The 17,207-nt window shown below is 64.9% G+C and carries 17 protein-coding genes; 10 read left to right on the forward strand and 7 right to left on the reverse strand.

Going from position 1 to position 17,207, the window contains the following annotated elements; all coding sequences use genetic code 11:
- Nucleotides 1-332: 332 nt before the first annotated feature.
- From SVXhr_RS13030 to pyrH, 6 genes are all read right to left on the reverse strand, one after another.
- Nucleotides 333-1,667, reverse strand: a complete 1,335-nt coding sequence (locus SVXhr_RS13030) for a glutamate-1-semialdehyde 2,1-aminomutase (RefSeq protein WP_275737721.1) — start codon at nucleotides 1,665-1,667, stop codon at nucleotides 333-335.
- 69 nt (nucleotides 1,668-1,736) lie between these two features.
- The gene (locus tag SVXhr_RS13035) at nucleotides 1,737-2,603 is read right to left on the reverse strand and encodes a helix-turn-helix domain-containing protein (protein WP_275737723.1); all 867 of its coding nucleotides are present in this window, start codon (nucleotides 2,601-2,603) and stop codon (nucleotides 1,737-1,739) included.
- 694 nt (nucleotides 2,604-3,297) lie between these two features.
- Entirely contained in the window at nucleotides 3,298-4,578 is a 1,281-nt protein-coding gene (gene nreA / locus SVXhr_RS13040; protein WP_275737725.1) for a DNA repair protein NreA, read from the reverse strand.
- Between the two features lie 391 nt (nucleotides 4,579-4,969).
- Nucleotides 4,970-6,730, reverse strand: a complete 1,761-nt coding sequence (locus SVXhr_RS13045; protein ID WP_275737727.1) for a site-2 protease family protein — start codon at nucleotides 6,728-6,730, stop codon at nucleotides 4,970-4,972.
- A 112-nt stretch (nucleotides 6,731-6,842) separates the two neighbouring features.
- Nucleotides 6,843-8,483: a lysine--tRNA ligase gene (gene lysS / locus SVXhr_RS13050; protein ID WP_275737729.1), complete on the reverse strand. Its 1,641-nt coding sequence runs from the start codon at nucleotides 8,481-8,483 to the stop codon at nucleotides 6,843-6,845.
- 54 nt (nucleotides 8,484-8,537) lie between these two features.
- Nucleotides 8,538-9,230, reverse strand: a complete 693-nt coding sequence (pyrH, locus tag SVXhr_RS13055; RefSeq protein WP_275737730.1) for a UMP kinase — start codon at nucleotides 9,228-9,230, stop codon at nucleotides 8,538-8,540.
- 321 nt (nucleotides 9,231-9,551) lie between these two features.
- On the opposite strand from pyrH, the gene SVXhr_RS13060 reads away from it, so the two are divergent.
- The 3 genes from SVXhr_RS13060 to SVXhr_RS13070 all read left to right on the forward strand — a co-directional run bounded on the left by SVXhr_RS13060 (nucleotide 9,552) and on the right by SVXhr_RS13070 (nucleotide 12,039).
- Entirely contained in the window at nucleotides 9,552-9,809 is a 258-nt protein-coding gene (locus tag SVXhr_RS13060; RefSeq protein ID WP_275737732.1) for a hypothetical protein, read from the forward strand.
- Nucleotides 9,810-9,895: 86 nt separating this feature from the next.
- Complete coding sequence (locus SVXhr_RS13065; protein ID WP_275737734.1) at nucleotides 9,896-11,032, forward strand: site-2 protease family protein; 1,137 nt, start codon at nucleotides 9,896-9,898, stop codon at nucleotides 11,030-11,032.
- Between the two features lie 83 nt (nucleotides 11,033-11,115).
- Nucleotides 11,116-12,039, forward strand: a complete 924-nt coding sequence (locus tag SVXhr_RS13070) for a hypothetical protein (RefSeq protein WP_275737736.1) — start codon at nucleotides 11,116-11,118, stop codon at nucleotides 12,037-12,039.
- A 20-nt stretch (nucleotides 12,040-12,059) separates the two neighbouring features.
- Here SVXhr_RS13070 and thiL read toward each other — a convergent pair whose 3' ends face one another.
- Complete coding sequence (gene thiL, locus SVXhr_RS13075; RefSeq protein WP_275737738.1) at nucleotides 12,060-12,938, reverse strand: thiamine-phosphate kinase; 879 nt, start codon at nucleotides 12,936-12,938, stop codon at nucleotides 12,060-12,062.
- A 129-nt stretch (nucleotides 12,939-13,067) separates the two neighbouring features.
- On the opposite strand from thiL, the gene SVXhr_RS13080 reads away from it, so the two are divergent.
- From SVXhr_RS13080 to SVXhr_RS13110, 7 genes are all read left to right on the forward strand, one after another.
- Nucleotides 13,068-14,093 carry a lysylphosphatidylglycerol synthase transmembrane domain-containing protein gene (locus tag SVXhr_RS13080; protein ID WP_275737739.1) on the forward strand — a complete coding sequence of 342 codons (1,026 nt, stop codon included), beginning with the start codon at nucleotides 13,068-13,070 and terminating at the stop codon, nucleotides 14,091-14,093.
- A gap of 92 nt (nucleotides 14,094-14,185) precedes the next feature.
- Entirely contained in the window at nucleotides 14,186-14,647 is a 462-nt protein-coding gene (locus SVXhr_RS13085) for a 30S ribosomal protein S19e (RefSeq protein WP_275737741.1), read from the forward strand.
- Between the two features lie 87 nt (nucleotides 14,648-14,734).
- The gene (locus tag SVXhr_RS13090) at nucleotides 14,735-15,085 is read left to right on the forward strand and encodes a DNA-binding protein (protein WP_275737743.1); all 351 of its coding nucleotides are present in this window, start codon (nucleotides 14,735-14,737) and stop codon (nucleotides 15,083-15,085) included.
- Entirely contained in the window at nucleotides 15,086-15,679 is a 594-nt protein-coding gene (locus tag SVXhr_RS13095) for an alpha hydrolase (protein WP_275737745.1), read from the forward strand.
- 108 nt (nucleotides 15,680-15,787) lie between these two features.
- The gene (locus SVXhr_RS13100; protein ID WP_275737747.1) at nucleotides 15,788-16,441 is read left to right on the forward strand and encodes a GNAT family N-acetyltransferase; all 654 of its coding nucleotides are present in this window, start codon (nucleotides 15,788-15,790) and stop codon (nucleotides 16,439-16,441) included.
- A gap of 178 nt (nucleotides 16,442-16,619) precedes the next feature.
- A complete protein-coding gene (locus SVXhr_RS13105; RefSeq protein WP_275737749.1) occupies nucleotides 16,620-16,928 on the forward strand; it encodes a hypothetical protein in 309 nt (102 codons plus the stop codon).
- Nucleotides 16,929-16,930: 2 nt separating this feature from the next.
- The gene (locus tag SVXhr_RS13110) at nucleotides 16,931-17,143 is read left to right on the forward strand and encodes a hypothetical protein (RefSeq protein WP_275737751.1); all 213 of its coding nucleotides are present in this window, start codon (nucleotides 16,931-16,933) and stop codon (nucleotides 17,141-17,143) included.
- The last annotated feature ends 64 nt before the right edge of the window (nucleotides 17,144-17,207 follow it).

A 17,207-nucleotide genomic window follows, 5' to 3' on the forward strand; every position in this document is an offset into this window, starting at 1 on the left:
CTGATTAGTCTGATCACTTCTTCATCCAATAGACCACTCTGGGCAATTCATATTATATCTTGGCCCGAAACATTCACTTCAGAAAAATAGGTCAGAGTAGGCTTGTTGAAACACATTGAGAGGGTTTCAGTAGGTATGCTGAATACACAAGCGCAAACCACCCAATTAGCAAGCTGCTGACCGGTTGATTCATCCCAGCCGATGTGGAACCATCGAGGGCCGACTGCTGCATAGACACTCTATATCTTGCACGTCTCGATCCCAAAATTTCGAGACAAATACCGTGTTCGCTGTCTTCAATAAGTGTCTCGCCACGTCAGATTGACACAGCGCTACAGCGCTTCTTTGTACGCTTCGAGTGCCTCCTCGATGTCGTCCTCAGTATGCGCCGCCGAGACGAACTGCGATTCGAACTGGTTCGGCGTCAGGAACACGCCCTGATCTTTCATCGCCGGCCAGAACAGCCGCTCCCAGCGTTCGGTCTCGGCCCGATCCACGTCCGCGCCGTTCTTCGGGCAGGCGTCGTAGCTCGGACAGGATTCGCGCTGGCGACACCCCGACCCGCAGTGGTTTTCGCCGCTCGCGCCGTCGCGGGTGAAGATCACCTTGAAAATCGAGTCCGAGCCGACGACGGTGTACTCGGGGGCGCGATCCGCGACGATGTCGGTCAGACCCTCGCGCATTTGCGCTCCCAGATCGTTGACCTGCTCCCAGACGTCGTTCTCGGCGGCGTACCGCAGCGTCTCCAGCCCGGCAGCCATCGTGACCGGGTGGCCCGAGAACGTGCCCGACTGGAAGACGTCGCCGGCGGGCGTGAACTGCTCGATGATCTCGCTCTTGCCGCCGATCGCGCCGACCGGGAACCCGCCGCCGACGATCTTCCCGAACGTGGTCACGTCGGGTTCGATGCCGAACTTGCCCTGGGCGCACTGCGGCCCGCCGACGCGGAAGCCAGTGATCACCTCGTCGAAGATCAGGAGGGACCCGTAGTCGTCACAGAGGTCCCGGAGGGTCTCGTGATACCCCTCGACGGGATGGACGATGCCATGGTTGCCGAGAATGGGTTCGGTCAGGACGGCCGCGATCTCGTCGCCGTGGCTCTCGAAGACGCCCTCGACGTATTCCTCGTCGTTGAACGGGACGGTGATCGTGTGCTCGGCGAAGCTCTCGGGGATTCCCGGACTCGACGGGGACGTGTGACAGCCCTCGCCCTCGACGAGGGTTGACTCCTGGGCCCCGTGGTAGGACCCCTGCATGATGACGATCTTGTCCCGTCCCGTATAGCCGCGGGCCAGCCGGACGGCCGAGACGGTCGCCTCTGTCCCCGAATTCACGAACCGGACCATCTCGACGCTGGGGACGTGTCTGGCGACGAACTCCGCGAGTTCGACCTCGACCTCCGTGGGCGCGCCGTACATCGGCCCCTCGGCCGCGCGCTGCTGGATCGCCGACTGGACCTGTTCCGGGAGGTCGTGGCCGAGCAAGAGCGGGCCATAGCCCATCACGAAGTCCAGGTAGCGGTTGCCGTCGGCGTCGATGACGTGCCCGCCGTCGCCCTTTTCGACGAAGAAGGGGTACGGCTGGATCGCCCGGACGGAGGAGTTGACGCCGCCCGGGGCGACCGACAGCGCGCGATCGTACAGCTCGCGGGAGCGCTCGTGATTCATGGGCGGACGTTGCCGCCGGGGAGAAAAGTAGGTGTGGGTTCCGCCGGACGGATGCCTCCCGTCGCCTCGTCAGTCCGACCGATCGGCGTCCTCGTCGACTGGCTTGCTGTCGTACTCCCAGATCAACTCGAAGTACCGGCCCAGCCCGGCGACAAAGGAGCCGTTCTCGGTGACGGCGGCCTGGCGCATCGACAGCGGGACGTCTTTCTCCTCGACTAGCATGATCGCTTCGCCGGTCTCGTAGTCCATGCTGGGATCGACGATCGTCCCGCGCCAGGGGAGGGCCTTCTCGCTGTAGCGCAACGCGACGTCCGGAAAGCCAGCCTGGAGCGTCTCGATCACGTCTGCCTGGGCGGTACGATTCTCCGCCGAGAGGTGGTCAGGATCGAGCAACAGGACTCGGATCGGGACATTGCTGTCGTAGGCAGCTTCGAACGCAGGGCGAACCGACTCGAAGTACGCGAAACTCTTCGTGATGACGGCGATCTCCTCGTCGGCCGACCCGTAGAGTCGGCGGGTTTCGGTCTCGCTTGGCTCGCCGACGTCGACGACGTGAAACAGGTCCTCGGTCGGCGTGACGTCCTCGCTGGCGCGCTCGTAGACGGGGCCGAACTCCGCGACGAAGCGCTCGCGGAAGGAATCGATCTCCTCGCGGGCCGACTCGAAGGACTGCCGGCGGTTCTCGACCGCCCGTTCGAGGATCGTCTCGGGGTGTTTGGCCTCGTACTCCTTTGGCCGGCCCGGGATCTCCTTGACGTAGCCGGCATTCGACAGCGTGTCGAGCACGTCGTAGATCCGGGCGCGCGGGATCCCCGTCGCCTCGGCGAGGTTCGGTGCGGTCGTCCGCCCGAGCGTGAGCAACTGCGTCAGCGCCGTGGCCTCGTACTCCCGCAGGTCCAGGGTCTCCCCGAGGTCCTCGGCGGTGTCGTCGGTCATTGTCCGTCCTTCGAGACGGCGGGCAAATAAGGGTAGGTCATCTCGCCGGGGTAGCGTTCAGATACGCACCGACCGCTGGAGTGCAGACACCGAAAGCCCTCGCGGGGCTCGACCGCTCCGGGACTCTCACGGCTCACTCCGTTCGCCGTTCGAGCGGTCCGAGACGCTCACACAGTTCGCGTCTCGCGCTCGCTGCGCTCCGGTAGGTGCTTGCGTCGTCCGGGAGGGTTCGAGCCCCGCTCGCCCTTTCATCCACCAGGCACATTGACGGTCTCACAGTCCAAATCCTGGCGGATGAAAGGGCGAGGCACGCGTGGCGGCTGCGAGGCGGTTGCACCGCCTCGAATGGAGACGGCGATGCCGTCTCCCTGCCGCCACGGTTTGAGGAGGTCGGCGACGCCGACCTCCCTTTCCGGGAACCCCGGCGATGTAAGTAGCGAGGGACCGCAGGTCCCTCGGACCATGCGAATAGCGTGGGAGCAAAGCTCCCACGGACAGTGCGAGCGGGCCTGCGGCCCGCGAGCATACGGCGGCTTCGCCGCCGTGAGCAGAGACCGCAACACAGTGAGGACCGCAGCGAGCCGCGGGACCGGAACTGCACGAGGGCTTTCGGTGCGTTGTCCCCAGTTTGGATATCTTATCTGAGCACCACCTTCGCCAGGGTCACGCTCTCGATAATCCGGCAGTTCCTCCCTCAGAAGTCCGACAGCGTCGCCTGGAGGCCGGCGACCATCTCGGACTTCCGGCGCAGTGCCGTCAGCGAGACCGGGAGTTGCTCGGTCACGCTCGTCACGGCGTCCCGGAAACTCCCGGCCTCGCCGTATCGGCCCGAAAGCGCGTCGGGCAGCCCCTCCGGATCCTCGAAGGCGTTGCGCACGCCCTCACGGACCTGCCAGACGCCGACGGGTGCCCAGTAGTCGTCGGTCACCTCCCGAAGGACGAGACACTTGGCCTGTCGATCGATGTCGACGAGGTGCTCAAGGACGCCGAGTCGCGAGGCGTAGTACGCCCCGGCGGTTTCCTCGACGTAGCTCGTCCGCCCTTCGTAGCCTTCGTGGGCGCTCGCGAGGTAGTGGGTCTCGCCGAGGGGGTTCCAGACGCTCTCGGGGGCTTTCATCTCGACGAGTTCGAACTCCCAGTCCCCGGGCGTGAGGATGATCCAGTACCGGTTGCCCATGTACTCGTTGTACCAGACCTGGGTCTCGTCGATGGTGTTGGCGTTGCGAACTTGGCCGTGGAGATACTGCCCGACCGTGTCGTCGACGGCGGTGATCGACCACCGCGTCGGGACGAGTCGCCGGTTTCGGCCCTGGCCGAGCGCGCCCGCCGAGAGGATGGTGTTGACGTCGTAGACGTCGAAGCCCTTCCGGTAGAGGTACGTCATCGCGCCCTCCGCGCGCCAGTCGTCGTCCTCGAGGGTCTTCTCGACGGGGCGAGGGACGTGGGGATTCTCGGCGAGTGTGGCTTCGGTCGCCCGTGCCCGCGGGCCCGTGGGCGTGGAGATGTCGTCAGTGGTCAGGTCGAAATCGGGCGTCCCGTCCAGCCCGATCTCGACGTCGACGGGCCGGTCGGCGATCGCGACTTCACGCTGGGTGCCGACGAACCCATCCCAGACGTCATTCACGTCCACCTTCGCCGAGCGCTGGGAGTTGAGCAACCCCGTCCGGCGCTGGAGGACGTCCTCGATCCCCAGGCCGTTGGCGTACCACTGGCCGCTGGTCGCAAAGTCCGTCGGGTCGCCGTCGTCGGCGACCGGCGAGAGCACGCCCGAGGAGACGTTCGGGTAGCCCGACCGTCCGACGAAGATCTCGGGCGCGGTCGAGCCAAAGAGCGCGTCGCCCTGGAGGGTCTCCTCGAGTTGTCGCTCGACGTCTTCGAGGTGATCGGTGATCGCATAGGACTTCTCCTCGGCGAGGCGGCGCTTCTCGGCGGCCTCGTCGCGCTCGAAGCCTTCGATATAGTCGTCGAGCCGCATCTATCGGAACTATGACGACGAGAAGTATGAATCTACGGAACGACGGACTGCCCGAGCGACGTGCCGCGCTGGTCAGCGACAGCTGCGGCGGTGGTTCGATCGCTTCGGGTCCACCGCTTCTCGCGAGTCGGAGGTCCATACACTCGGATCGAGTCCCAGAGTATTCACGACCACGACGGATCCCCTGGAGGGCCGTCACGTCGGGGACCTTTGGTCAGTGGGCCGTCGCGGTCAACGGGAAAGCAAGGAGGACCGGCGCTGTCAGAGGCACCGAATCCTTGGTGGGCCGGTGTTCACCGGGAACCTCGCAATAGCACGTACCGGGCGGTAGTACTTATTACCCGATCCAGACCTTCCGGGACGGCAGGTCGGGAAAAGAGTTAAATACCGTTCAGGCAAGCAACTGCGGGCCGAACAACATCAACATGAGGCTTCCGAACATCACGAGTCCGACCGAGACAGTCACGGTGCGGACAGCCCAGCGCTTGTTGATCGGTGTTCGAGACACGATTGCTTCCGTTCCCGTCCGGAGCAAGTGGCCGCCGTCCAGCGGAAACAGCGGGATCAGGTTGAACACGGCGAGATTGAGGTTGATCCAGGCAGTCCAGAACAGCAGGTTCGCCGCGACGAACACCCCGCCGCCGAGGCCGCCGAGCGGCCCCTGGATGGTATAGAAGTCAGCGATCGGCCCGAGGAAGCCGGCGAAGTTGAATGCGATGTTGGGGTTGACCACGCTCGCGAAGGGTAGCGTCACGATCCAGAGGATCTGCTGGGCGAGCGAGCTGTCCAGGCCGACGTCGCCGCCGAGGATGCCGAGGTAGGTCTCGGCGGGGTACGATTGGATGCCGAAGTCGTTGACGACGAGGCCGCTGATCCCGGGCTGAATGCCGACGACGCCGAGAAACCCGGTCTCGTCACGTGGGTTCTCCCCGAGCGTGACCGTGTACGTTCGGCGTTCGCCGTCGACGTACGCGACGAGGTCGACCTCGTCGCCGGGTGCAGTCCCGTCGAGCGCATCGGTGAGTTGACTCTGCCCGACGATCCGCTCCCCATCGAAGTGAGTGATGACGACTGATTCGCCCGCCGGGCCGCCGTCCTCGGCGAAGGGGCCGTCCTCGGCGACGCGGCTGACGTACGCGCCGATCGGCCCGGTCGTCCGGTTTCCGTCGGCCGTTTCGAGTGTCGCAACCGACCGGTTCTCGATGGTCTCGACCAGCCCGCTGACGGTGTGGACACCCGTCCCGTTGACGCTCGTGATCGTGTCGCCCTCATCGACGGCAAGCGGCCCCTCGAGGAGGGCCACGGTGACGAACACCGACCGCTGAATGTATTTGGTCTCGCCGCCGTGGAGGGACACCGCGACCGTCCGGCTCTCGGTGTTCCCGAGTGCGTCGGTCAGCGTCGACTGGTTGGTCACTTCGGTCCCATTGATCCCCGTGATCACGTCACCCTCCCCGAGGGACGCGTCGGCGGCCGGCGATCCCGGGAGTGCGCCGCCGACGGCGACGCCCCCGACGGCCTGGATCGAGCCCGCGACCGGGCCAAAGAGCAGGAGAAAGGCGAGCGCCGTGACGACGAAGTTGTTGGTCACCCCGGCTGCGAACATTCGGGTCTGGGCGCCGCGGTCGGCTTCGGCCCGACTCTCCTCGTCGGGTTCGACGAACGCGCCCAGCGGGATGATCGTCAGGAGGGCAACGCCCATCGAGTCGATGTCGATGTTCTCGACCCGACAGAGCAAGCCGTGGCCCCCTTCGTGAACCACCATGCCGACGAGCAACCCGAAGATGATCTCCGGCGCGGCCGCGGGCGGGAGGAAGTCGTTGAGGCCCGGGATGACCAGGGCGTTTTTCGGCTCCTGGATCGGGTTCGCACCCGGTTGCTGGAGGCTCATGAATCCCGAAAACAGGACTGTCAGGAACATCCCGACCAGGACGAACAACGCGAATCCGACCCCCACGTTCGCGAAAGCTCGCCAGAACCGCTTGGGACCGGCGAGCCAGTCGAGAAACGCCCGGCCACGCTTGGTATGGATCGTGGTGATCGGCCCCGAGACGTGGAGAAAGGATGGTAGAAAGCCGCGACGCTGCAAGGCCATCGCTCCCAGGGAGTACGCAAGAACGCCCGCGAGGACCAGCGTGAGCGTATCGACCATTACGTGTGGGGATGCCCTCTCCCGCAAAGAGGATTGCGTTACGAATTCACATTCCACAGCCCGGCGGCGACGACACGAACCTGACCCGTGTGACGATACGTCTAACCGACCGTTATCGGTCGCGTCGCAGCCGATCCACGACGAACGCCTGGTCGAGTTTCGCCAGGAACGGCCCGAGCTTGGGTCCTTCCTCGAGCCCGAACAGCAATCGATAGCCAGCCGCGAAAAACTCACTCACTTCGAGGTCGTATTCGTCGGCGAGTTCGTAGATCTTTGCCTGGATCGCCTCGCCGTCGTTGCCGGCTGCGACGAACTCCGCGAGGTCGTCGAGGGCGGCCCCCGTCCCGGTTTCGAAGTCCACGTCGGGCAACTCCTCGCGCTTGAGATCGTAGTTGAACGCGTTGTCGGTCCGGCGCGCCCACGCGCGAGCGCGATCGACGCGTTCGAGTGCCTCCTCGACCGCCCATTCCGGGGCGTCGTCGGGGATATGCCCCTCGCGACGGGCGATCTCCTCGCGGAGATCGGGATCGTCGGTCATCCCGAGCACCGCGGCGAACGTGTAGGGGATGCGAATCCGCTCCTCGCGCGGCTCGTCGACGGCAATCGGATACACCCGCTCGGCTCGTTCTCGTTCCGCCTCGTCGGCGTCCTGCTTGCCGAAGTAGACGGCTTCGAGCCGGTCGAATTCGTCGACGAGCTGGTCGAGGTGGGCGATCGAAAAGTCCCGCTGCTTGCGCGGGTCCTTGGTGAAGAAATACCGGAGGACGGCCGGCTCGACCAGCTCGAGCACCTCGGCGGCGGTGACGATATTGCCCGACGACGAGGACAGCGCCTCGCCGTCGAGGGTAAACCACTCGTAGACCATCGGCACCGGGGGCTCGACGGTGAGGACGTTCCGGGCGATGTCGACACCGGAGGGCCAGGAGCCTTCGGCGTGGTCCTTCCCGAAGGGCTCGAAGTCGACACCGAGGACGTCCCACTGGGCCGGCCACTCGAAGCGCCAGGGGAGTTTGCCTTCGCGCAGGCTCACCTCGCCGTCGTGGCCACAGCCCTCGATGGTCTCCTCGCCGACCGTCACGTCACAGCACTCGTAGGCGACCGTCCCGGCTGCAGGGTCGACATCGGTGACTCCGTCGGTCAGGATGCCACAGGACGAACATTCGACCTGGAAGGGGACGTAGTCGTCGTCGACGCTCGCCTGGTAGTCACTGAGAACGTCGCGCGCGCGATTTCGGTTTTCCAGCACGTGACGCGTCAGGTTTTCGAAGTCGCCTTCGGCGTACAGTTCGGTGTTCGAGACGACCTCGATCGGGACATCGAGCAGCTCCGCGCTCCGGGCCAGCAGGGTCGTAAAGTGTGCGCCGTAGGAGTCACAGCACCCGAAGGGATCGGGAACCGACGTGTAGGGCTTGCCCAGGTTCCGGCCGAGCGCCCCGGCGTCAACTTCGCCGAGTCCGACGACGTTCCACTCTAGGTCGGCGAGTCGCCGGGGGATCTTCCGCAGGCGGTCCTTGTCGTCGCTGGTGAACACCTGTCGGACCTCGTGACCGCGCTCGCGCAATACCTCGGCGACGACGTACCCCCGGACGATCTCGTTGAGGTGCCCGATGTGTGGGACACCTGACGGCGAGACGCCACCCTTGATGACGATCGGCTCATCCGGATCGCGCGCTTCGATCGCGTCGGCGACGGCGTCGGCCCAGAACGTCGCCGTGCCGTCCTCGATCGTGGCGTAGGGGTTCTGTTCGGTCATCGTCCTTCGCCCTCCGAACCCACGATGTTTCCGATGTATGTCATCGTATACGCCTCACGCTTCTCCGTTCGGAACGATCTCGGTCCCGTCGTGGGCGTCGTCTTCGACCGCCTCGCGAACTCGCTGGGGATCGCTGCCGTCGAGGACGATCGCCCGGATACCCGATCGCTCGATGAGTTTCGCCGCCAGGAGGTCGACCGGCGCGTTGGACCCGGCATTCATCTCGATGTCGGCGATCACGTCGACGAGTTCACCCACGGAAAGCGTCTCGAACTGGGTGGCCTCAGCATCCACGTCGGGGTCGGCGTCGAAGACGCCGGGGACGCTCGTGGCGTACACTAGCAGGTCGGCGTTGACGTATTCGGCGAAGGCGGCGCTGACGGCGTCGGTCGTCTGCCCGGCGACGGTCCCGCCCAGGACCGGGATGTCGCCGCGCCGGAGTGCTTCCCGTCCGTCCTCGTAGGTTTCGGCGGGTTCGGGCGCGGCGCGCTCGCCGAGTGCTGCGATCAGGAGCCGGGCGTTCAATCGCGTCACGGCGATCCCGATGTGGTCGAGTTCCATCTCGTTGGCGTCGAGTGCCCGGGCGGCCTCGATGTACTCCCGGGCGACGGTTCCACCGCCGGTGACGACGCTGACTTCGTGTCCTGCGGCGTCCAACGCTGCGAGTGCGTCGGCGTAACCGGCCACGCGGTCAGCATCGAGATCGGGCGCGAGCACGCTTCCACCGATAGAGACGACGACGTTCATTGAATCGGCGTAGCCCCGATTCACTCTTAAGGGTTATCAAGCGCGTCCCGCCCCTCTCGTCGCGCGACGCTCTCTGGACATGGTTCTCGGAGGCAACCCGGGCGTTTTCGACGCCCTGGGGACCGCATACGGGCGAGATAAAATCAATATTTTGTATATGAAAGAAAGCCTAAGAAAAGTCTATAAAATATATCGGCCGTTCTAAAAAGGTCCTAAAACGTAGCCGTCACCCCCACAAACGACTGAAACGTCCCGAAGCAACCCGAATGTTCTCCCCTTTATATGTAGCTGTAGTCGATACACAAAATCGAGGTAATTCACATGAGCGCACAAGCAACGCCCTCCCCGGAACGCGAGGAGTCGACTGCCAGCAAGGAACAGCGGCTACGCGCGTTCTTGAAGCGTAAAGCCGACGACGGCGAGATGTACTTCAAGAGCAAGTTCATCGCCGACGAGGTTGACCTCTCGCCCAAGGAGATCGGCGCGATCATGGTCAAACTCAGCGAATCGGCCCCGGACCTCCACGTCGAGAAGTGGTCGTATACGAGTGCGACCACCTGGCGCGTCGAAGCGGCCTGACTCACTGCTCTGCCCTGCCCCCGGCCCCGCTGGTTCCCCGCACGGGCGTCGGTGTTTTACGTCACCAACTCTTCAGAGCCACGTAGATGTCATCCGAGGAGCCGTCGCGTAGCCCTCCCAGTGTTGGGGCGTTGACGTCGGTGTTTCACGTCTACCGGGTCGAACGTGACGACGACGAGATTAGATACATCGGCGAGCCCTTGATCCCGGCGAGAGACCTCTCGAAGGAGGTCGCGCCGCTGTTCGCCCAGCGGGGATACGACGTCTCGGTGACGCGGCGTCACGGCGACGGTAGCCCCGCGCCGTATGCCCTGGTCGCCGAGCCGGAGTCCCCCGGTATCGACGGTATCCCGTGGGGCAATCTCGTCATGTTCGTCCTCACGGTCGCAACGACGCTGTATGCGGGGACGATGTGGTATTACATCGATATCGCGGGTGACCCGCTCAACTTGCTCCGGGCCTGGCCCTTTACTGCCGCCGTGCTTGGCGTCCTTGCGACCCACGAACTCGGCCACTACGTAATGAGTCGCTACCACGGTGTCGACGCGAGTCTCCCTTACTTTATCCCGGTCCCGCCGCCGATCGGGACGATGGGGGCGGTCATTCGGATGCGCGGGCAGATCCCGTCCCGGAAAGCCCTCTTCGATATCGGCGTCGCCGGCCCGCTGGCCGGCCTCGCCGCGACGATGGCCGTGACGGTGATCGGTCTCCATCTCGATCCGATCGCGGTCCCCGAGCAGGCCATCCAGGCGGCCGAGGGGGGCGCTTCGATCCGGTTCAACGATCCGTTGTTGCTCACGTTGCTGGCCGATCTCGTCGGCCAGCCGACCGGGTACGGCGAGGGGCTGGCTGTCAACCCGGTCGTCTTCGGCGGCTGGGTCGGCATGTTCGTGACCTTCCTCAACCTGATCCCCGTCGGTCAACTCGACGGCGGGCACATCCTTCGGGCAACGCTTGGACCGCGCCAGGAGACGGTCGCCGCGGCGGTTCCCGGGGTTCTGTTCGCGATGGCCGGCGGGTTGTACTTCCTGACGGAGTACACCCAGTCGACCATTCTCTGGGGGATCTGGGGCGTGCTCGCGCTGGTCATGGTTCGGGCCGGCTCGGCGACGCCGCTCCGCGAGGACTCCCTCGGAGTCGGGCGGCTGGCGATCGCGGCACTCACGTTCGCACTCGGGGCGCTGTGTTTCATGCCGATCCCGATCGAGATCGTGCTGGCGTGAGCCCCCGACCACGCGGGATGCCGGCGGCTGACGCGAACGCGATACGCTTTTCGGGCAGTGCCCAGTAGCTGGGACCACTACCCGTGGTCTCTCTCCCCGAACCGATCGCGTCGTTCGTCCGATGGCTCCCCAGCGAGTTCTCGACAGCGAGCGTCCTCAAACGCGAACTCAAAGCCCGGCTCGTCCGGCCGTTCGTCCGCCAGGACTACGAGACGATCTCCTATGCCGACCGCGACTGGGACACGCTCGTTGTCCTCGATGCCTGTCGGTACGACGTCTTCGAAGCGAACAACCCGTTCTCCGTGCCGGCCGAGCGGGTTAACTCCAACGCGAGTCACACCAGCGATTTCCTCTCGAAGAACTTCGCCGGCGATCATCCCGACACCGTCTACGTGACTGCGAGCCCGCAGGTGGCCAATCACGGCGGTGACTTCGCCCACGTCGAACACGTCTGGCGAGACGGCTGGGACGAGGAAACCGACACGGTCCTGCCCGAGACGATGACCGACCGCGCACTCGATGTCGCCCAGACGTACCCGGAAAAGCGGCTTATCGTCCACTACATGCAACCTCATTACCCCTTCATCGGTGAGGCGGGGGCGGATCTCGCCGCGCAGGGCTCCTTTCTCGACGGCCGCGAGGATCGGGCCTATCCCTCGGCCTGGGAGCGTCTCGACGCCGGTGTGGCCGACGAGGACCAGGTCTGGGACGCCTACGAGGAGAACCTCCAGCGTGCACTCCCTGCCGTGGAGCGACTCGTCGAGGCACTCGACGGCAAGTCCGTCGTCACCAGCGACCACGGCAACCTCTTCGGCGAGCGCGTCTCGCCGTTGCCGATCGATATCTACGGCCATCCGCCCGGGATCGCCGACGAGGAACTCACCGCCGTCCCCTGGGTCGAACTCCCCTTCGAGGTGCGACGGGAGATTCACGGCGGAGAGACGCGATCGGCCACTACCGACGACGGCGACGTCGAGGAGCGCTTGGAGTCGCTGGGCTACGTTTGAGCGGCGTCCGTTCGCCCCGCTCAGCCCGATTCGCCGTGCGTGTATCCGTGATCGGGAAGGGGCTCGCCGTCGAGTGCTACCGCTCCGTCGTCGGTCACCTGGCCGATCGCCGTGAGTTCCGTCGGTGACACCTCGCGAGCGGCGTCGAGTTTTTCCTCCGGGATCGTACACACGAGCTCGAAATCCTCGCCGAAGGAGACGGCTAGCTCCTGGCGTTCCTCCGGATCGGTAATCTCGACGAGTGCGTCGTCGATCGGCAGCGGCGACTCGACGGCAAAGCCCACGTCGCTGGCCTCGGCGAGTTGGTGGAGCGAGCGGGCGAGCCCGTCGCTGGAATCCATCATCGCGCTCGCGTACGGGGCGAGCGCGCGTCCGGCGGCGACCCGCGGCTCGAACCGGAAGAGATCGTTGGCCCGGTCGTGCTCGCCCGCGTCGAAGAAGCCGAGCGCGGCCGCACTTCGGCCGAGTGTTCCGGTCACACAGACCACGTCGCCCGGCGACGCACCCGACCGGAGTACGGGATTGTCCGTCCGGCCGACCGCTGCGGTCGCCGCCGTGAACTCGTCGTGTTCGTCCAGGTCGCCACCGACGTAGGCACCGTCGACTGCCGCACAGACGTCCCGCGCCCCGTCGACGAACGCCGTGATCGCCTCGGCCTCGAACGTCGACGCGCCGTAGACCGCGACCGCCGCCGTCGCCTCGCCGCCCATCGCGGCGACGTCCGATAGTGACGCGCCGACCGCACGCCAGCCGGCGGTGTAACGGGTCGTCCCGGTAGGGAAGTCCGTCGACTCGTGGAGCATGTCGATCGTGACGACGAGTCCGTCGACGACTGCCGCGTCGTCGCCCGCGGGATCCAGATGCTCGGCAATCAGCCCCAGTGCGCTCCGCTCGTCCATGGCCGGGATTCGGTCCCGTTCGTAATACGCCCGGCGATCGATCAGTCCGGAGCGTCGTCGGCCTGGCCCGGTCGAGACAGTCACCCGGTTCCGGTGGGTTCAAATCGCCCCCACTCGTGAGTCGCGGCCATGAACGGCGATCGGAAGACGACGCTGGCCGGGTTCGCCGGTGCGCTCGCCGTACTCGGATTGCTGTTCTGGGCGGTCGGTATCGACGCGTTGGTGAGCCATCTTTCGCGCGCCCGCCTCCCGCTGGTCCTCGCCGTCGTGACGATGACCTTCGTCTGGCTGTCCTGTTGGGGGATGTCGCTGCACACGGTCCTCGGTGCGCTCGGATCACCGGTTCCCGCCCGGACCGCGATCCCGGTGTTTTCCTCGGCCGTCTTCTCAAACGCCATCACGCCCTTTGGACAGGCTGGCGGCGAACCCGTCGCTGCGTTGCTCGTCTCGGAGGCCGCCGATAGCGACTACGAGACCGGCCTGGCTGCGATCGCGAGCGTCGATACGCTCCACTTCGTGCCTTCGATCGGGCTGGCGACGATCGGACTCGGCGCGTTCGCCGTCGAGTCAGCCAACCTGGATCAGAATCTCTACTTCGCGGCGGCCGCGGTCGGGTTGCTCGCGGCAACGTTCCTCGGGGCGACGCTGCTCGGATGGCGATACCGCTACGAGATCGAGCGTGTGGTCGTTGCCCTGTTGACGCCGGTGATTCGCCGCGTCGGCGACGTGCTCCCGCGGATCGAACCCCCGGAACGCAACGCTGTCGAGGATAGCATCGAGGGATTTTTCACCGCGATCGATCGGGTCGCCGGGAGTCGCCGGACGCTCGCGCTCGCCTCGCTGTACTCGACAGCGGGGTGGCTGTCGCTGTCGACGGCGCTGTGGCTGTCGATGGCGTCGCTCGGCCACGTCGTCCCGTTCGTCGCGATGCTGGTCGTCGTCCCGGTCGCCTCCATCGCGGCGATCACACCACTGCCCGGCGGACTCGGTGGGATCGAAGCTGCCTTTATCGCGCTGGTCGTCTCGACGACGGGGCTCTCCGCGTCGGTCGCCGGCGCGGGCGTCGTCATCTACCGACTTTCGACCTACTGGCTCACCATGCTCGTCGGGGGCAGTACGGCAGCCATTCTGGGAGAACGCTATCGATCTTCGTAACGACTGGGTTGCACCCTTGGCGTGTGAACGCGGCCCAGACGACCTTCCGGACAACGATGCGCTTAAATGACGCCACGGGGAAGGATACGTCAATGACGACGCTCTACGACGTCCCGGCCGAGGATCTCATCGAGGCCGTGGCCGAGGAACTTGCCGAGGACAGTGCGATCGAAGCACCCGAATGGCTCACTTTCACCACCACCGGCACCGGTCGCGAACTGGCACCCGAGCAGGAGGACTTCTGGGAGACCCGCGCCGCGAGCCTCCTCCGGAAGGTCGCCGTCGACAGCCCGGTCGGCGTCGGTACGCTCGCGACCGCCTACGGCGGAACCAAGCAGGGAACCAACCGCTATCAGGTTCGTCCGAAACACCAGGTTGACGGGAGTCGCAACATCGTCCGGACGGCGCTCCAGCAACTCGAAGACGCCGGCTACGTCTCGACCGCCGAGGGCGAGGGGCGACGCATCACCGCCGAGGGACAGGCTCTGCTCGACGAGACGGCCGAAGCGGTCATCGAGGACCTCGACCGACCGGAACTCGAACGCTACGCCTAGCACTCGCCGTTTCCGCCCGGCGGCCGCGACATCGGTCGCGGAGTAGCGAAATCGTTTTCCCCCGGAATCGACAACCTATCTACAACCATGAGTGGCGAGCCATCCGACGACGAACTCGAACAGCTTCGCGAGGAGAAAATGGAGCAGCTTCGCGACCAGGCCCAACAGGAGGGTGGTGGAAACCCGCGTGAAGCAGCCCAACAGCGCGCCGATGCCCAGAAGAAGGCCGTCCTGCGCCAGCACCTGACTGACGACGCCCGCAAGCGGCTCAACACGCTGAAGATGTCCAAGCCGCAGGTCGCCGAGCAGGTCGAAAGTCAACTCGTCGCGATCGCCCAGAGCGGCCGTATCCAGGGCAAGATCGACGACGAAAAGATGGAAGAACTCCTCCGGGAGCTGACGCCCGACTCCAAGAGCTTCAACATCAAACGCCGGTAGATGGAGCTCGCGCTCTCGTTCAGCGGCGGGAAGGACTCCGCGCTCGCGGCGTTGCTCGCCGACCCCTTCTTCGACGTCACGCTCGTGACGGCCACGTTCGGCGTGACCGACGCCGCTACCCACGCCCGTGAGGCAGCCGAGTCCATCGGTTTCGCCCACGAGACCGTCGAACTCGACCGCGCCGTCGCCGACGAGGCGGTCGAGCGGATGGTCACGGACGGCTATCCACGCAACGGCATCCAGCAGGTCCACGAGGCGACCCTCGAAGCCGTGGCCGAGGTCGGGTTCGACGCCGTCGGCGACGGGACCCGGCGGGACGACCGCGCGCCGACGGTGTCGCGATCAGTTGCGCAGAGTCTCGAAGACCGTCACGGCGTCCAGTACGTCGCGCCACTCGTCGGCTACGGCCGGGCGACGATCGATGCACTTGCTGGCGATCTACTCCGGATCGAGACGGGGCCGAGCGAGCGACTGGCGAAGGGCGACTACGAACACGAACTTCGGGCTGTGCTGGCGGATGAGTACGGCGAGGACGCAATTGGCGAAATTTTCCCCGAGCACGTCCAGTCGGTCGTGCGTGGACGGCGGGAGTGAGATCGATCAGGTGGCTGTTCACACCGCAACCATACTGAGGTAATTGCGCAGTCCGTCTGCGTCCCATTCTCCGTTGGTCTTATTGACCTGTTTCAGGTAGTGGCCAGTATGCTGTTCCCCGAGGAGATTGAGACGGAGCGTCTCCGTTTACGACGGCTCTGTCACGAGACGGTCGACGTCTTCGAATACTATCGGTTGTGTTCTGCTCATGAGCCAGCGATCGAGGAAGTGACCGCGTACCTTCCATGGGACCCTCACGAGACTGTCAAGGAAACAGCCGACTATCTCGATGAACTCGAAGCCAAGTGGGACAACGGAACGCGGGCGGAGTACATCATCCGTCCGAAAGAGGGGGAGGCAGGCGCGGGTAAAATCGTGGGTTCGGGGGGCCTCATCGTCGATTGGGAGACACAAACCGGAAAGCCGGCGATCTGGCTCCGCAAGCAGTTCTGGGGCAACGGCTATGCCGGCGAACGAGCGGAGGCGATGCTTGAAGTGGCTTTCGAACGTCTGGACCTCGATCTCGTCGCAATCCCCGTGCAGGACGGCAACGACAGGTCCCGGGCGGCGGTCGAGAAGTACCTCTCCACGTACGGCGGGCAGTACGACGGCCTCATCCGCAACTCGACAGCCCGACCTGACGGGACGATAATCGACCACCACCGATACACAGTCACCCAACAGCAGTATCAGGAGCACCACTCGAAGGCTGATTCGTCTGTATCGCTTGGATCTTCGAACCGAGCCCAGCGGGAGCCCTGAGCGTCCGAGCGCCGGACTGATGATTTGGAACGCTCACTAAACCGAATCCTCATCTGAACACTATTTTTCGGACGCGGCCACGAAGCGGTATACACGCTCGTGCCTGATGCAGGCAGCTGTAATGACATGGATGGCGCGTCATAACATCTATTGCGGTGGGGCTAGAAATGAGAGTAGGATGGCCGCAAACAACGACAAAGTCCAGTTCCGGGGGGAGACCGAGAAGGCGGCCTCGAAAGTCGTCGATCAGATCCGTCTCGGCGGCATCAACGTCAGTGAACTGGCCCGAGAAGGCCTCAAGGAGAAGCTCCGAGAAACGCTGTCGGACGAAGAAAAGATCGAAATCCACCGCCGATACGAGCAGGGCGACATCTCCGAGGAGGTGGCGGAGATGTTGATCGGGGACGGCATCGCGGAAATCGAGCGCGAGGCGGCCGCCTTCGAGGACGCGATGGAACTCGACACGAGTGGCGTCTATCAGGAATAGGGATGGCGGGAGACGAACAACGCCATCCAGTCATTGCTGACACAGATGCGCTGATCGCCGACGCCGAGCACGCCGCTGCATCCGCCGGTCTTCTCGGAGCTGCCACGGCCGACGCCATCGACGGCGGTTTTTCCGACGATACCATCGAGACGTGGATGGAGACTGCTGTCGATCCGATCGAGAACCGATCCAACCACGGCGACAGACAGGGTTGACGAAGTCGCGAAGCGAATCGAGTATCCGTCAGTGTTATCGACGCGGCCGGAAGGAAGGGTTCAA

Origin of the sequence: Halorhabdus sp. SVX81, from assembly GCF_029207715.1 — an archaeon.
In the GTDB taxonomy this organism is placed as follows: Archaea; Halobacteriota; Halobacteria; order Halobacteriales; family Haloarculaceae; genus Halorhabdus.

Bases quoted from the DNA above. Each gene is read 5' to 3' on its own strand.
- SVXhr_RS13030 (WP_275737721.1), bottom strand. From the start codon at position 1,667: ATGAATCACGAGCGCTCCCGCGAGCTGTACGATCGCGCGCTGTCGGTC.
- SVXhr_RS13035 (WP_275737723.1), bottom strand. From the start codon at position 2,603: ATGACCGACGACACCGCCGAGGACCTCGGGGAGACCCTGGACCTGCGG.
- nreA (WP_275737725.1), bottom strand. From the start codon at position 4,578: ATGCGGCTCGACGACTATATCGAAGGCTTCGAGCGCGACGAGGCCGCC.
- SVXhr_RS13045 (WP_275737727.1), bottom strand. From the start codon at position 6,730: ATGGTCGATACGCTCACGCTGGTCCTCGCGGGCGTTCTTGCGTACTCC.
- lysS (WP_275737729.1), bottom strand. From the start codon at position 8,483: ATGACCGAACAGAACCCCTACGCCACGATCGAGGACGGCACGGCGACG.
- pyrH (WP_275737730.1), bottom strand. From the start codon at position 9,230: ATGAACGTCGTCGTCTCTATCGGTGGAAGCGTGCTCGCGCCCGATCTC.
- SVXhr_RS13060 (WP_275737732.1), top strand. From the start codon at position 9,552: ATGAGCGCACAAGCAACGCCCTCCCCGGAACGCGAGGAGTCGACTGCC.
- SVXhr_RS13065 (WP_275737734.1), top strand. From the start codon at position 9,896: ATGTCATCCGAGGAGCCGTCGCGTAGCCCTCCCAGTGTTGGGGCGTTG.
- thiL (WP_275737738.1), bottom strand. From the start codon at position 12,938: ATGGACGAGCGGAGCGCACTGGGGCTGATTGCCGAGCATCTGGATCCC.
- SVXhr_RS13080 (WP_275737739.1), top strand. From the start codon at position 13,068: ATGAACGGCGATCGGAAGACGACGCTGGCCGGGTTCGCCGGTGCGCTC.
- SVXhr_RS13085 (WP_275737741.1), top strand. From the start codon at position 14,186: ATGACGACGCTCTACGACGTCCCGGCCGAGGATCTCATCGAGGCCGTG.
- SVXhr_RS13090 (WP_275737743.1), top strand. From the start codon at position 14,735: ATGAGTGGCGAGCCATCCGACGACGAACTCGAACAGCTTCGCGAGGAG.
- SVXhr_RS13095 (WP_275737745.1), top strand. From the start codon at position 15,086: ATGGAGCTCGCGCTCTCGTTCAGCGGCGGGAAGGACTCCGCGCTCGCG.
- SVXhr_RS13100 (WP_275737747.1), top strand. From the start codon at position 15,788: ATGCTGTTCCCCGAGGAGATTGAGACGGAGCGTCTCCGTTTACGACGG.
- SVXhr_RS13105 (WP_275737749.1), top strand. From the start codon at position 16,620: ATGGCCGCAAACAACGACAAAGTCCAGTTCCGGGGGGAGACCGAGAAG.
- SVXhr_RS13110 (WP_275737751.1), top strand. From the start codon at position 16,931: ATGGCGGGAGACGAACAACGCCATCCAGTCATTGCTGACACAGATGCG.